We start from the raw sequence: 15,279 nt of genomic DNA on the forward strand, positions 1-15,279 counted from the left end.
GGATATTGGTTCCTAAAACGCAAAGTAGAGAAAGCTCTGGCTTTCCGTGATTCCAAAAATCAAAAGCATAAATACGTTTGCCAAGAAGAATAGAATAAACTTCCAACGACTTTCCACAATCTTCTCAATGTTATTTTTTGCAAAAAGATAAGAAGCTGCAAAACAAACTAAGAGTAAAAGTCCGTATGTATAATTGGTATAACCTTTTACGGAAGAGAATCCGCCGGGAACCCAGAACACAAGCGCCTTCATCATCGGGATCGCTTTTTCCATCGTCTCCGCGCGGAACATGATAAATCCGAACGATAGACAAAACATCGTAAAAACTCTCGCGGCGATATCGTAAACCCTTCCGCCTTTTTCATTTAAGAATGTAGCGACCTTGGTTCTTCCGTATTCTCGATTGACAAGAATCATAATTCCCTGCCATAAACCCCAGCCGATGTAGTGATACGCCGCGCCGTGCCAAACTCCGGCAAAGAACCAAGTGATAAAAATATTTCGATACGTTAAGAATACGGACCCTCTGGAACCGCCTAACGGGATAAAGATGTAATCCCGGATCCAAGTGGAAAAAGAGATATGCCAACGAGACCAGTGATCCGTAATGTTTCTTGCGACCATCGGAAAGTTGAAGTTCGGATCAAACTTATAACCGAACAATCTGGCGACTCCGATTGCTATGTCCGTATAACCCGCGAAGTCAAAGTAGATCTGCCAACCAAAGGCAAGAGCACCCGTCCAAATTTCGATCGGATTGAGAGTCGCGTGATTTTTAAACGTAAAATCGACTACCTTGGCTAAGTTGTCCGCGAATACGATCTTTCTCGTAAATCCGATCAGAATCTGACAGAACGCGATTTGAATGTCTTCCTTATTGACCGGAAGAGGCATATCCAAATCTCGAAAGAAAGTCTGCGCACGAACGATCGGTCCCGCTACGAGTTGCGGAAAGAAAGAAACATACAACGCAAAATCGAGAAACGATTTTTTGGCTTCGATCTGTCCGCGATAGACGTCGATCGTATAACTCATGGATTGAAACGTATAAAACGAAATTCCAACCGGAAGAATGATATCGTAATAAGCAAATTTAAAACCCGCGATCGGAGTGAGGTCGTTGACGACTCCCAAGAGAAAGTTCGTATACTTAAAGTAGGCGAGTAGACCGAGGTTCGTGATAAGAGAAAGAACGAGCCAAATCTTTCTCGCTTTCGAACCTTGAGGAGACCCGGAAATTTTTAAGGAAGCGAAATAATCGATAACGATCGAGTAGAGCAAAAGAAGGATGAATTCTTTTCTCCAAGACATGTAAAAATAAAAGCTCGCTCCCAAGAGAAAGATTCTTTGAATCTTGCCCTTGAGCAGATGATTGAGAATGAGAACTACGGGGAAAAAAAATAAAAAGTGAAGGGAATTAAAGAGCATGGTTCGTCTTGATTCAGTATTTTAAAAGACCTGAAGAGCAGTTTTTCAAAATAGAATATCCTTACAACATCAATTTAGGGTTTTCAAACCTTCGATTTACCTCGCAAAAAGACCCGTTTTTTCCGACTCAAGGAGGATAAATTTTTTCCGGAAGAATGGCTTCTAGTTTAAATTCGATTCCTTCGATATAACTCACAGATTTTTTTGCAGAACGAGGATAGGTTGAATACGAAAAATTCACAAGAAATAAAAGCATAACCCAACTGATAAGAAAGGAATGAAAAATCGCGCGGCTTCCGAGAAGAAAGGGTCGAAATTCCAAAGACTTTAAGGTAAGACCCGCGAGAAGAATCATACCGATCGACGTTCCCACCCAAAATTCAAAAAAGTATCCTTCCCACCAAGTATAAAATAAAATCGAAGGGATCAACCAGAAGGACAACAGAATCGTCTCGGTTCGAAAACGTTTCCAAACATTCTTTATATTCAAAATAAAAAGAAGAAGAATGGAAATCCAAAACGCAAGATTGAGATTGTAAGGAAGAATTTCCCGATTCTCCCAAGAATTCAGTCGCACCCTAAGCCCACTCTTCACTCCTTCGAAATTGAGAAACGCGTCTCCGATCCCGCGATAAAAGTTCATAACGTAGTTTTTTGACTCGGGAGAATTTCCCCACTTGTCCTTGGTCGCATATAAGAAGAGCCAATTTGCAAAGTTCTTCTCGCTGTCCAGAGGCGCCGAAAGATTTCTGTTGAGAACGATAAATCCAACGTAGAGATAGGAAAGCGTAAGAGCTCCTACAAGAGCGAAACAATACACAAACGCAAAACGAAGTTTCCAAGAAAGATCAAATTCTTTTCCTCTCCAAGTTTTAGAAAGAAGAATAGAAATCGGAACGAGCGGTAAGAATAAAATATCCGACTGATGAAAGTAAACGCTCCAGAGTTGAACCCCGAACAACACAAAAAGTGAAATCGGAGAATGGCCGTTTCTCGCAAAATAGACGCAGGAAAGATACAAAAGAGCAGTAAGACAAGAATGAATCAGAGGGGTATCGTTGTGTTGTGAGTAAAACCAAAATCCTTGAGAAAAATGAATCGCCAAACCCAAGATAATCGCGCCTAACGTGTCGGAATAGATTTTTCGATACAACCAGACAAAACAAAACAAAAATACGAGCGCTGAAATTAAGATTCGGAGACGAAGTCCGAACATGACCGAATCCTTTCCCCACAATTCTCTCCAGAGTTTGAGATAGAGATAACCGGTGCTCTCAAAACCGAGGTGATGTGGATTATAAAAAATTCTCCAGGTAAGATCCGAATTGATATTGTAGGCGTAGACGATCGCGTCCCAGTCGTAGTGCCGGGAAAGAAATCTCAGATCAAACAAAAACACGGAAAAGATAAAAAGAATCAGGAAGGAAAAAAAGATTCGATTCTGAAGAGCGTTTTTAGTTCCGGAGAAAAAATACATTCTACAATTCTAATATTAAAATAAAGAAGAAATAAAATTACGATTTTGACCGCGGAAAAAATACGGAGAAAGAATTCCTGACTGCGACGCGACACTTTCCGATCTCAAATCGGGGGTTACGATCCAGATTCTTTCCAAACCCAGAAGTTTTCGCAAAACACCCGTTTTGTGAACGATCTGAACTCCGCTCTGTTTGCGATTCCACTGAAACACGTCCTTTCCAAAAAAACTTCTTGTTTCCACGGACAAAAGATCACCTTTGAGCCCAACGCGCGTAAAACAAGTCCGATTGATAAAACGAATCCAATCCAGAACAAAGGCGAGACCGATATATCCGAACGTAAGATATCCTACACTTTGATACAACAGAGGGTTTTGTAGGATCGGAAGATTCAAAACCTTCGGGATCAACAAAAAATCCGTGAACTTCTGAAGATACAAGGCGGACAAACCGCCAAGCAGATAACAACCGTAGAGAATGGCACCGACGAGCAGAGTTATCAAGGTGGGGGGAATCGGATTGATTCTTAAATAGACCGGAACTCCGAAGGACGTGTCGTTTGCGTTCAAAGAATCCCATCCGGAATAAATTCGTTTCTCATTTTGTTTCATATTTTTGATGATGCAAATCCTTTCTGTGTTTCCAAAGATCGATCAAACCGTCTTCGATTTTTTTTGCGGTCTGATCCCAAGTCCATTCGGAAGCGTTCCAAACTTCCGGTCTTTCCAACTTTCTCTTTTTGAGTTCGGATAAAGCAAGAACCCAAGAATTTACGCTGAGAGGTTCCGCAAACAAGTCCACCTTTCGATCTAAAATTTCATGAAAGACGGGAATATCGGATGCCACGCAGAGTTTGCCTTCTCGAAGCGCTTCCAAAAGCGGAAGACCAAATCCTTCGTGAATCGAAGGGAACAAAAAGGAAACGCAGTTTCGATACAACCAAGCGAGCACTTCATCAGCCGGATTTTCTACGAAATAAATTCCTTCCGATTCCAAGGTTCCTTCTTTTAATAACTCGGTTAGACCTTCGGACTTCCATCCTAAACGACCCGCGATCACGAGCGGATAAGGAAACGAAGGATCTTCTTTTTTAAGAGCACGATACGCGGAGACAAGAGTCCCCAGATTCTTACGAGGTTCGAGGGTTCCAATAGTAAATAAAAAATTTCCAGGAAGTTTTCGCAGAGGTTCTCGAAGAACCGGAAAGGAATCCACTCCCGGATAAACCACCTTCAACTTTGGATCCAATGCTGGTTTGAATTTGAGAATATCGTTGCGCGTATTTTCAGAAAGACAAAACACAAGATCCGCTTTTTTTAAAGTTCTGGGAGAAAGAATCCGGTGTTGCCAGTAGTTCGCGGTCGTCATCGTCTCCGGAGCGGAACGAAAATTCAAATCGTGATAGTTGACCGCGGTCAACGCACCTCCGCAGGAGAGAGGCAACAATTGAAGAGTTCCCCAAAAAAGATCGAGACGATCTTTTTTGATTCTTCTTGGAATCGTCCAATTCAACCAAGCGATACCCGGAAGTTTTCCCGTTAGAAAAAATCTCGAGTTTTGGTTTGAAAGAATATCATAAAATACTGTATGAATCGGTTTGTTAGAATAGAGATAGTATTCCAAGGGAGATTCGTTCGTGATCAACCTTCTCAAAACCTCAGCGAGATATCTTGAATTTCCGGTGATCCCGTAGGCGAGGGGACGCACGTCCACACCCACCCTAGGTTTGTATTTGAGTTCGTTCGTTCGGATCGTCATCTTTGTAAGAATTCTTTTTATTTTTCCGTTTGTGATTCTTTGTCTTGAGTAAACAAAAGAAGAACATACTGAAAGATCGCAAAGTAAAGAAGATAAGAAGCCATCATCAATTTTTCTTCAGTTCCTCCGCCGATCACGGACCGATTGCACAGAAGAATTCCGATCGATCCGATCAAAAAGACAAAACTCACTTTATCATTCGTATACAAGATTTTGATCGAGACTAAACATTTCTTCCAGAAAGAATCCGATACGGTTTTCCAAACGGGCAACACTTTCACTTCTACAAAAGACCAAAGTCGGTTGAGAAGAATCGCGGAAGGATATAAAAGAAAAACAAACGCGTGCACCCAAGAAATTCCGCTAAAGATGATCGAAAAGACGAACAAACAACCGAGAGTCAATTCCTCCTTTCGTTTCGCAAAAATTTTCCAGAAAAAAGGAATCACAAGACCCAAGGAAAGAATATAATAAATTCCTTTTACAGCTTTTTCGGGAAGTTCCGCAAGAGGATATCCGAGTTGGGATTGATTGAGAACATCCGCGTAGTTGAGAAAATATTTTGCGAGAGTCGCGTTCAAACTCTGATTATTCTTCCAAGCGCGAAAGAGAGGAGACTTGAGATAATTGTCTAAGATCAACTGTTTCCAAGTCAAGGTCATCTCGATCGTAAAACTCGGAGCATAAATACAAGGAAGAAGAATCCAGAAAACCGAAAATACAAACGTATAAAAAACGGCCCAGTAACGTCTTTGCATCAAAAAGAAAAGCACAAAGGCTCCCGGAGTCAACTTGATCACGATCGCAAGTCCGAGCAATAAACCGGACAACCAATCCTTCTTTGTATGTATGGAAGCCAAAATCAAAAACATCAAAAGAAAACCGACTTGATTGTTGTTCTGATGATTTTCTAAAAAGCGAAGATTGAGAAGACAAAGAACGACGATAAAAATCAAATTTCCTTTGATGGGAAGACGGATCGAAAGGATGTATAAAAAACCCAGAAGCGCCAAAAAGTTCAGGCTCAAAAAAATCGCCGAGGCGACTTGGTAAGGAAGAAAAGAAATCGGAATCAACAAAAACGCAAACGTAGGCGGATAGATATAAGAACCCAAACCTTCCATCATGTCTTTGAGTTGCATAAAAACTTTAGGAGTAAACGCTTCTTCGACTTTGATTTCTCCCGTTTGAAGTTTTCCGAGGATCTCATCGATCTGTTCTAGATTGTATAAGTTATTTCCTTCGGTAAAACGGACGGAAGCGTTGTAGTAGTCTCTGAAATCGGAACGGTTTCCGGATTTGGAAATCCCATTGATGAAGAGGAGGGAGAAAAACAAAATCGTTCCCAAAAGGATCCAGGTTTTTCGGTCTCTCAATTGCATTCTGAAACACTTTTTGATCGCACTCGAAAAGCCAACCAATAAAATTCTCCTACATTCCCGCGACGATTCTCAAAAGGAATCGTTCTCTTGTTAGAAAAAAGATTCACCCGGAAACAATCTCCAAATCCACTGCAATTAGAATGTTGTTTTCCGATCTTGAAGAATTTGAATTTGAACTCCCCGAGGATAGAATCGCTCGTTATCCGGCAAAGAATCGAGACGAGAGTCGACTCATGGTGGTCAAGGTTGGGTCCGGAGAAATCCACACCGAAAACACATTCAAAAATATCATCGCTTATCTGAGAGAAGGCGACGTGTTGATCGGGAATCATACGAAAGTAAGTAAGCGCCGCGTTTATCTCAAAAACCAACTTCGAACCCACGAAGCGATGTTCTTGGAAACCAAGGACGGACTTTGGAGATGTAAGATTCGAAATTCTCGAAAACTAAAAACGGGAGATCGGCTTCAAGACGTTAAGACAGGACTTCGGCTTTTTCAAGTGGAAGGAAAAGAAGACGAATTTGTTTTTTTAAAATCGGAGAAAGAACTAAAAGAAGAAGACTTTCAAGAGATCGGTGAAATTCCGATTCCTCCGTATTTAAAAAGAGACGCGGATGCGGAAGATGAAATTCGTTATCAGACTCTTTTTGCAAAAACTCCCGGATCTGTTGCAGCTCCTACAGCGGGTCTTCATTTTTCGGAATCTCTTTTTGAAATTCTAAAAGAAAAAAAAATTCGGATCTGCACCTTAGAACTCACCGTAGGTTACGGAACCTTTCAACCTCTCACGGAAGAAAATTTTCAAAATAAAAAATTACATCGTGAAGAATTCTTTCTGGAAGAATCGAGCGCTTCCATTCTTAACCTCGCGAAAAAAGAAGGAAGAAGAATTCTTTCCATCGGAACCACGACGCTTCGAGCCTTGGAATCCACATACGATCCTCTTACAAAAACGTTTCGCTCCGGCCACGGCGCGACCGAACTTTTTTTACAACCGGAAGATAAACTTCAGAGTTGCGAAGGTCTGATCACAAATTTTCATCTTCCGGGTTCGAGTCTTCTTTTGCTCGTGTCCGCGTTCGCAGGGAAAGAACTGATCTTACGCTCGTATCAAAAAGCGATCCAAGAAGAATTTAGATTCTATTCTTACGGAGACGCGATGCTGATCCTCTCTTAGATTATGATTGATAGCCGAAGGGAAGTAGGGAACAATCGTCTCAGTGATAAAAAGAATAACCGCCGCTCAGGCAGAAATCAAACTTCACGCGGGAAAACAAAGACCCAAAAACGGGCTCCCCGATTTTTTGGCGTTTCACAGAGAAGAACTGAATTCCTTACCGAAGGCTCTGGAAAATCCGGGCATCCTCTCCAACATTCTTATAACCGGTCCGGCATTAGAATCGAATCTTACCTTACTCCAAGAATATATCTCCAATCTTAAAAAAGGAATCAAAGTGGTCTGCGATCCCCATCCGGGATTCTTAACACTCGCGGGTTTTCCCGGAAACTCGGAATACCGCGCGGGCAAAATGGTGGAGGCCGACGGCGGTTATTTACTTTTACCGATGAGAGCCCTCACGGAAGATCCGAACTTATACTTTCTCGTAAAAGGAGTTCTGCAGACCGGAAGTATCGACTTCTTAACTCTTCCGGAAATGACCGGCTCCAAAGAGATGAATCGTTTTCATCCTTCGATCAACACTCGTTTTCGTCTGATTCTCGCGGGGGAAGAAGGGGAAGTGGATTTTATCTCCGGAGTTGATCCGGACTTCTATGAAAGTTTTTCTTTTAAGATTCATCTTCCCTACGAAGCGGTGATGAAGAGTAAGAAGAATCTTCAGCTCTTCGGTGGACTCATACATTCCTGGGAAAAACCCGGTTATCCTAGTTTCGATTCTTCCGCGGTCGACGCGTTACTCGAAATCGGACTTCGTTGGAACGACAGCAGGGCGAGGCTTTCTCTTTCGTTCGCGGAACTTCGAACCTTCGTAGGAGAACTCCTGGTTCTTTTCAAAAAGGAAAAAAAGACGATCACTCGCGCCCAAGTGGAATCCGCCATTCCTACGATCGAAAAAAGAATCGCGGTTCACAAAAGAAGATATCAAGAAAGCGTTCGAGAAGGTCTGACTTCGATCCAACTCAAAGGCAAAAAGACGGGAAGAATCAACGGCTTATCAGTCATCTTACTCCATTCTTCTTTATCCGATTTTGGTCAGGTCAACCAAGTTTCGGCTCGTGTCGCTTTAGGTTCCGGGAATTTTATCAACATCGAAAGAGAAGTCAATCTTTCCGGCGACTTACACGATAAGGGAGTTTTTATATTACAATCTTATATTAAAGGAATGTTCTCTCATATCCAATCCTTTGGTCTCGACGCTTCCATTTTGTTTGAACAAAACTATTCTCCGATCGACGGAGATTCCGCGAGTTGTGCGGAGTTACTCGCGATTCTTTCGGCGCTTTCCGGTTTAGAAATCCCTTGTAACATCGCGGTCACGGGAGCTCTCTCTCAGTACGGAGAAATTCTTCCGGTCGGTTCGGTGAATACGAAGATCGCAGCTTGGTATGACATGATCCAACTCGTCGGAAATTCTAAGGACAAATACAGGGTTTACATTCCTACGTTTAACGTTCGAGACTTGAATCTTCCCGTTCATATCCGAAAAGCGATCGATAAGGGAAAATTTCAAATTTATACCTGCTCTCACGTAGAAGAACTGATTCCCGAAGTTTTTGGAATTCCCGCGGGAAAATTTGGCAAAAACGGAAAATATCCTCCGGGAAGTCTGTTCCACATGATAGAGGAAAGAATCGATCGGAAAAAAGAAGAAGAACACGAATAGAAATATGCCTTGAGTGTTGATGGGACAGAATTCGGTAAAAAATTTCTTTCCTGCAACCCCCTCGGTTTTGAAACTGGATGGAAGGAATCAAACTCGTTTTTTTTGAATTATTTTTGCTCTGTCTTCTCCACTAAAGACACTTTCAAACTTTGGAAAACTCAAATGGGAACCAAACATTCTGGAAAAAAAGAATCCGCCTTTCATCGGATTCTTTAGAAACAATTCGTCTTATACCAGACTTGCATTTGTAGGTGATCCTTCGATTCTGATTACCGATATAAATAAAGATACGAAAATGAGACTCATCGGGGCGATCAATATTCAATCCTCCTTGCTGGTCAGCGGTTTGTCCGCTCTGGGACTTGGAGTTCTCATATCCATTGCTCAGGTAAAAGCGCCCGATAACCTCCCAAAAATCGATTCCTTGCCGATGGAGGAAAACGAAACTCCTTCCAAATCGGAACCGACTCTCAAAGATAAAGAAGAAAAACCGAAGGACATCCAGGTTTTCCGTATCTTGGGTTCTCGAAAAATCGGAGTTCTCGAAGAAATGGAAAGATCCTACGAAATCCAAGAAGACCGAGGATCTAATTTTGCAAAACTCGGAAACGGCTGGAGTCCATTTCCTTCCAAGGATACTCTCGCTTGGAATCAACCGGATTCTTTATTCAGCGATCAAAATACAAACTGGACCGGAGCTCGCTTTTTCGGCGGAAAACAGGGAAAGGTTCAGCTGAATTCGTCGATTCGCCCTTCGTCTCCTTTTTCGGAATTGGCTCCTTCTCTTCGCGGAAGAAAGTCGGATCCGTTTGGAAACGGAGATAAAACCGGGGTCAATCAATCCACGTTAGACAACTTTGAACTGAGTTACTCCGTCGCCCCCGGAGTGGACGCGATTCTCAAAACCGGAAATTCTCTGCCTTATACCGCGGATCAAAAAGATCAAGGTTATTCGATGGCCGGTTTTTCGTTTAAACCGAACGACTACATCAATACCAAGATCGTATCCGGAAGTTCCTTCGGAAACTCAAGCATGGCTTCCAGTCGTTTTCTTTATTCTTCTCCCGGATCCAATTCTCAAGCGCTCAACTCCGATCCGAATATGGGAAACAATCCGGTTCTTAGAAATCAGGCTCTGGGAAACACCAGCGGTCGCGTAATCGAATGGCAAGCAAACATCCAACCGATTCGACGTCTTTCATTTCAGACTTCGGTTTTGAATAAGGAAAAAGACAAAGGTCTTTACAATCCGGAAGCCGCGCGCTTTTCGATGTTCATCGATTTTACAAAGATCATTCTCAACATCCGTTATAGTTATTCCGCCGATCCTACGACCAAGAACAACGGTCTTTATATGACTCCGGAATCGGACGCCACGACCTTGGGCTTTACGATGCTCTTGGATCCGGCGGGAAGATATTCTCTCTTTCTCGGAAACAACTACTACAATCTCGTCTCGCAGAGAAACGCGGGAATCAACACGCAGACAGACGAACCTCTTCGTTCCTTCTCTGCGGGTTTTCGAGGAAAGACCAGCTTTCAAAACGCGATCTTCTTTATGAACTTTCGAAACAATCTCTCTAAGGGTGTGATCTACACCGACGTCGGGCCGTTCCGTCTTCCGGCTTACTCGCAGTATTATTCCGAGTATTTCACTTCTTTGGGAATGGAGCTATCCTTCTAATTTTCTTTTCTGGTTGCTCGTTTTTCAGCGTTCGGAAATTTGATTGGAGAGGGCTCCTACACGAAAAAAATCCGTGTGATCGAATTCTTCTTAAAAATAAAATAGGTTCAAAGGGAATCAAAGAATGTTTGGAAACAAGTTAGAATCCATGAAGCAGATGAATCAGATGCGCGTGAGAATGAAAAAAGTGGAAAAGGATCTCATGGCTCTCTCCTTCGAAGCAAAGTCAAAAAACGATCTTGTAACTTGTATCTCCGACGGAAAGTTGAACATCAAAGACATTCTCATCGAAGACGAACTCCTTTCTAAAAACGATAAAAAACTTTTACAAAAAAGTATCAAACAAGCCGTCACTCGTTCTCTGGAACTCGCGCAAAAAGCCGCGGAAGAAAGAATGGCTGAATTTCGCGGTATGATTCCTGGAATGGAATGATTCTTTTCTTTTGAAAAGAGATCTTTTCCGAAAATTTTATCTCATACGGACTTCAAGTCCGATTGCAAGAATTTTTTAGAGAAATACTTTGTCGGAACAAAGGTTTCAAATGAAATGAATTTTTAAATTGTAAGAGCTCCTACAAAAATCGTATATTTCGTTCTTCTAAACTTTTTGAAAGATGGTTCAGTCGATTGAAAACGAAGGAGTTCCCACAGTTTTAATTTGTTCGATTTCTTTCGGAAGAATGAAAGTATTCGAGAGGGCAGATGATTTCCGGGCCGTCGGTTTCCGGGAGAAGAAAAGGTTCTCCTTCGTCATTCGTTCTCGTCACGGATTGAGAGACCTGACCTAAACGATACGGATCCGCGTTTACTTGCAGAATTTTTAAACTAGGAACCGTCTTTTTTAAAAGGACTACCGCCGGTTGTGTTCCCGTGTTGCTCCGATTCTGATCGATAAAATGAAACTGCCCCGGCTTGAGATTGGAAAGAGGAAGAATAAAAGGAAGAGGTTGTGTGTCATACAACTTTCTCAGTTCTCCTCCGTCTTGATTCGCGAGCGGAAAGGGAAGGGCGGATAGAACGGATTCCATTCCGGTTTTAAAACCCGCGGCTCCCGCAGAATCCACTCCCAACTGCGCTTCCGAAAGAGTCGTCTCACCCGTCGACAACCAGAGAAAAGCCGCAAACAAACGTATAAAAGAAGTTTCACCGGAAACACCGAGATCATTTTTCTGAGACGCGGAAAGCGAAGCCACAGCGGAAGAAGTCAAAAAGATCTCAGCCAAACTCTGAGCGTCCTTCGCTCGCAAAGAAGGGCCTGCGACGGTCTTTTTAAAAAAAGAATTTCTTTCCTGAACGCTTGCTCCGGAAACCGTGTAAAGATATTTCATAAAAGCATACGCAAAAGAATAGTCCACGATCGACGAAAAGTTTGCCGATCCGAAGATGGTGGAACCGTTCACTCCTCTTGCGCAGACTCCCGCGACGTTCCCTCGATAACACTGGATCCGATTCAACTGAGGAGAATAACCCGCTATATCGCTCGCGACCTCGCTTGTACCTTCGTTCAGCCAGGTTTCATCGCGCACCTTTTGGGAAAGATAGTCGGGAAGTTCGAATTGAAATCGAATGAGGTGCTGAAACTCATGGGCGATCGTGGAAAGCATTGTGTCCGATTTTCCCGCCGCGAGATCCTTTTCGGCCAATTCTTTCAACTGCACCGAATCAATATAAAGAATCTCTTTTGCGTTGGAGCGTACGCTCGATCGGGGATCGTCCGAAAGAAAATCAAAAGGATCAAAAAAACCCGCTACAAAAGAACCGCCCGGTTTACTTCCGTCTCGAATATCCAAAAAGAGAATGTGGACCTTTCCGCTCTGGTCCATATCGGAAGGAGGTCCGAAGGCAGCGCTGAGTTTCGGAAAAATTTTCTGATCGAATTCCCGAACGATACTTTTGTAATCCAGATTCTTCTCTTGCCCGTATTCCGCGTAGATGGAAACGGTATCTCCTTCTCCTACGAGACTTGCCTGTAGACAATAAGATGCATTTTTTGTAATGTCCCTTACCCAGAATTTTCCAGGACCGCTACAACTGATCGCGGTAAGAATCAAGGCCTGAACATACTGAGCGCCTAACTTCTGTTTTTCGGTCGGGAAGAGAGAAGGGAAAACGCCTTCTAAGGAACAGGCGTTGAGAAAAAAAAGGCAAAGTAGAATCCCCGAAAAAAACCCATCATTGTCTCGAGAATTCCCTCTCATCAAGATTCTTAGACGAAAAAAGACATACAATCTAGAACGTTGACTCGGAGTGGAGCGTCCGCAGAATGTAAAAAAGGGTCCCGACATACTTTTTTATAGCGGAGGAAAGAGCGGAAACTTGATTGAGATTCTCTCTTGCCCCCGTAACTTGCCAGGATCGTGCCCCCTCAAATCAGGAGCAATCAACATTGGATAAAATATTTCCTATCTATTACTTTATAAAATGCATGAAACGCTCGATTCCTTTAGGAATTTGTATGCTCACGATTCTATTTTGTTCCTCAAGTGAGGAAAGAATGGAACCCGATCCAACCCCATTCTTGAAAATCGCCTCCGGGGAATACTATTCCAAGATTCAGAAATTAGAAGAGGGTTATTTTGTCAGACAGTTGTTTTTGGACGTAACCTCTGCCCGAAAGAATCCAAAATTTATTTTTACACAACTGAGCGTAACCCTCAGTAAAAATCGGGAAGAAACCAGAATCGAAGGAATTGCAAAACCGACAAGGAATGGATTTCAACTCGTTCCCGAATCCTGCCGAATTTTTACAAATAGGGAATCCGGAAATCGTTGGGCGCTCGTGCGCGCCTACGACTGCGATCATCTCGTTTTCGAATTGGAATCGAAAAAATCAAACTTCATCTTGATCCGACCCGATTTTATTCCCAACACTCCTCCCTCCGGAGAATATAGAAAAGCGATCTCTTCCGATATAAATCGAATTAGCGCTCTTGTTTTGGAAAGCGGTGGAAAAACCCTCGAGGTCTGGGGTCTTCGTTTGTCCCGAGTTCGTAAAAACGCTTCCATCGTTTTGGAAAAAGAAAACGGAAAACGTTATCCGGTAAGAGCCTTAGAAACGATCGAAACTTCGGGGCAGGTCACGGCGGAAGGTGTTCCCGTGGACAAAGGGGATATTCTTCTTTATACAAATCCGGGAGAATCAAGTCCCCTCTCTTATTAATTTTTAAGAATATTATAAATTACTGGAATAGATCGGAACCAATTTTAAATAAGGAAGTTGTATCCGGATCCAGTCCAATTCTTCTCTGGAAATATTCAAACCGGACCATTCTAGATATCGAAGGTCTTTCATCTCATAGATATATTTGATCTCGTTGATCTTTGTGTTTCCGATTCTCAGCTCGAGAAGATTTTTACAACCCGCGATCGGTTCCAAAGAAGCGACTTCCGTTCCTCGGATATCCAACTGTCTCAATTTGCATTCGGGACCGATAAAGGAAAGATCCTTGATCTTGGTTTTGTACAAACCCAGTTTTGTAAGAGATCCTACGTTCGGATAACGGGCGAGATCCTTTTCGTCTACGAAAGTCTGATTCAAATAGAGGCTGTGGAGAAGGGGAAGTTTAGAAAGGGGACTTAAATTTTTTACCTTGGTCCCGTTGACGTTCAAAAAACCGACCGTCTTGAGTGCGCTCAATTCTTCCAAGTTTTGAAAGTCCGGATGGAGAATTTCCAAAGAAACCAAATTCCTAAAATCGCTTAACCTCGCCGTGTCTGGAAATTCATTCTCGCCAAAACCGATCCAACGCACCTGATACGGATAGTATCTAAGAATCTTTCCTTCCTTGGAAAAAACGGGAATCGCTCCGGAAATCGGGTCTTTTTCTAAGATCGCGCAGGAAGAAAAACAAAAGAGAAGAATCGAAAACCAAATGATTGAATTGGGGAAAAGCGAATCTCTCAGAATCATTCTAAGAACGACTGAAAACCGAGTTCCAAGAAATAGAAACCAAATTCTAAAACTCTCCCGAAATGTAAAAGATCCTACCCGAATATTCTCAAAATTCTTCGCAATTGGCCCATTCGCTAACCCTACATCGATTTTGAGTTTGACTCTCATCTTCATAATTCCAAAGTGGTTTCAAAAGACGGAAGGAGAATTCATGAAAACGATTCAAAAGATTGCAAAAACAACCCTTATTTTCGGCCTCATCCTAGGCTCTCTCATTCACTGTAAAAAAGACGACAAGGAAGACGTAGATCCGGTCACTCTTCTTTTGTTGGGGCTTACCGCCAATAGCTACAATTGCTCCGCGACCGTAGGAGGAAGAGTGGCGGGTCTTCCGGCCATGACCGCGACCACTTCCGTACAAACCCTCGTCTACGGAAAGGTTCCCTTTGTAAACCACTCGATCGCGGCTGTAAAATTTTCCAACGTAAAGGCCGGAGATCAGATCACCTTCCGAGGAAGAAACGTAGCGGACTTTGACGAAGGGACCGCCGGAAATACAAATGCGCCCCTCGTTTACAATACCGCTTCTTGCCCGTTATTGGATTCCGCTTACGATTCCACGAGAGCTTCTTACACAACTCCGAGTGAAGGTCAATACGGCGCTGCGGCAACGGATGGTCCTTACGTTTACACTCTGAACGCTACAAAAGGCGGAGACTACTACTTCGTTTTTTACTTAGCAAGCAGAACCGCGGAACCTCCTACGACTACGTTTCAAATTACTCTAAAAAACTAAGTTCTCCTTGGTATTTG

12 protein-coding genes and 1 pseudogene are annotated in these 15,279 nt (G+C 42.8%); 6 read left to right on the forward strand and 7 right to left on the reverse strand.

Translation table 11 applies throughout. The features are described 5' to 3' along the window. Positions 1 to 12: 12 nt before the first annotated feature. From A0128_RS20995 to A0128_RS21015, 5 genes and pseudogenes are all read right to left on the reverse strand, one after another. Positions 13 to 1,428, reverse strand: a complete 1,416-nt coding sequence (locus A0128_RS20995) for an MBOAT family O-acyltransferase (protein ID WP_069609711.1) — start codon at positions 1,426 to 1,428, stop codon at positions 13 to 15. 96 nt (positions 1,429 to 1,524) lie between these two features. Next, positions 1,525 to 2,905: pseudogene (locus A0128_RS21000) on the reverse strand (hypothetical protein). Positions 2,906 to 2,920: 15 nt separating this feature from the next. After that, positions 2,921 to 3,517 (reverse strand): LIC20162 family protein, encoded by a 597-nt coding sequence (locus tag A0128_RS21005; protein ID WP_069609713.1) that lies wholly within the window; start codon positions 3,515 to 3,517, stop codon positions 2,921 to 2,923. After that, a complete protein-coding gene (locus A0128_RS21010) occupies positions 3,504 to 4,664 on the reverse strand; it encodes a glycosyltransferase family 4 protein (RefSeq protein WP_069609714.1) in 1,161 nt (386 codons plus the stop codon). Before A0128_RS21010 ends, A0128_RS21005 begins: the two co-directional genes overlap by 14 nt. A 17-nt stretch (positions 4,665 to 4,681) precedes the next feature. Then, entirely contained in the window at positions 4,682 to 6,046 is a 1,365-nt protein-coding gene (locus A0128_RS21015) for a glycosyltransferase family 87 protein (RefSeq protein ID WP_083244260.1), read from the reverse strand. Between the two features lie 140 nt (positions 6,047 to 6,186). On the opposite strand from A0128_RS21015, the gene queA reads away from it, so the two are divergent. From queA to A0128_RS21040, 4 genes are all read left to right on the forward strand, one after another. Next, entirely contained in the window at positions 6,187 to 7,224 is a 1,038-nt protein-coding gene (gene queA, locus A0128_RS21020) for a tRNA preQ1(34) S-adenosylmethionine ribosyltransferase-isomerase QueA (RefSeq protein ID WP_069609716.1), read from the forward strand. Between the two features lie 43 nt (positions 7,225 to 7,267). Then, positions 7,268 to 8,890 carry an AAA family ATPase gene (locus tag A0128_RS21025; protein ID WP_069609717.1) on the forward strand — a complete coding sequence of 541 codons (1,623 nt, stop codon included), beginning with the start codon at positions 7,268 to 7,270 and terminating at the stop codon, positions 8,888 to 8,890. Between the two features lie 295 nt (positions 8,891 to 9,185). Beyond that, the gene (locus tag A0128_RS21035) at positions 9,186 to 10,574 is read left to right on the forward strand and encodes a hypothetical protein (RefSeq protein WP_069609719.1); all 1,389 of its coding nucleotides are present in this window, start codon (positions 9,186 to 9,188) and stop codon (positions 10,572 to 10,574) included. 124 nt (positions 10,575 to 10,698) lie between these two features. After that, complete coding sequence (locus A0128_RS21040) at positions 10,699 to 11,007, forward strand: YbaB/EbfC family nucleoid-associated protein (protein ID WP_069609720.1); 309 nt, start codon at positions 10,699 to 10,701, stop codon at positions 11,005 to 11,007. 220 nt (positions 11,008 to 11,227) lie between these two features. Here A0128_RS21040 and A0128_RS21045 read toward each other — a convergent pair whose 3' ends face one another. Beyond that, positions 11,228 to 12,772 carry a peptidase M30 gene (locus A0128_RS21045; RefSeq protein WP_156781954.1) on the reverse strand — a complete coding sequence of 515 codons (1,545 nt, stop codon included), beginning with the start codon at positions 12,770 to 12,772 and terminating at the stop codon, positions 11,228 to 11,230. A 227-nt stretch (positions 12,773 to 12,999) separates the two neighbouring features. On the opposite strand from A0128_RS21045, the gene A0128_RS21050 reads away from it, so the two are divergent. Next, complete coding sequence (locus A0128_RS21050; protein ID WP_069609722.1) at positions 13,000 to 13,734, forward strand: hypothetical protein; 735 nt, start codon at positions 13,000 to 13,002, stop codon at positions 13,732 to 13,734. Between the two features lie 12 nt (positions 13,735 to 13,746). On the opposite strand, the gene A0128_RS21055 is transcribed toward A0128_RS21050, so the two are convergent. Next, positions 13,747 to 14,484 (reverse strand): leucine-rich repeat domain-containing protein, encoded by a 738-nt coding sequence (locus A0128_RS21055; RefSeq protein WP_083244261.1) that lies wholly within the window; start codon positions 14,482 to 14,484, stop codon positions 13,747 to 13,749. Positions 14,485 to 14,677: 193 nt separating this feature from the next. Here A0128_RS21055 and A0128_RS21060 point away from each other — a divergent pair, with 193 nt between their 5' ends. Next, positions 14,678 to 15,262 carry an LIC20153 family lipoprotein gene (locus A0128_RS21060; RefSeq protein WP_069609723.1) on the forward strand — a complete coding sequence of 195 codons (585 nt, stop codon included), beginning with the start codon at positions 14,678 to 14,680 and terminating at the stop codon, positions 15,260 to 15,262. Positions 15,263 to 15,279: the final 17 nt, after the last annotated feature.

It is taken from the genome of Leptospira tipperaryensis (genome assembly GCF_001729245.1).
In the GTDB taxonomy this organism is placed as follows: Bacteria; Spirochaetota; Leptospiria; order Leptospirales; family Leptospiraceae; genus Leptospira; species Leptospira tipperaryensis.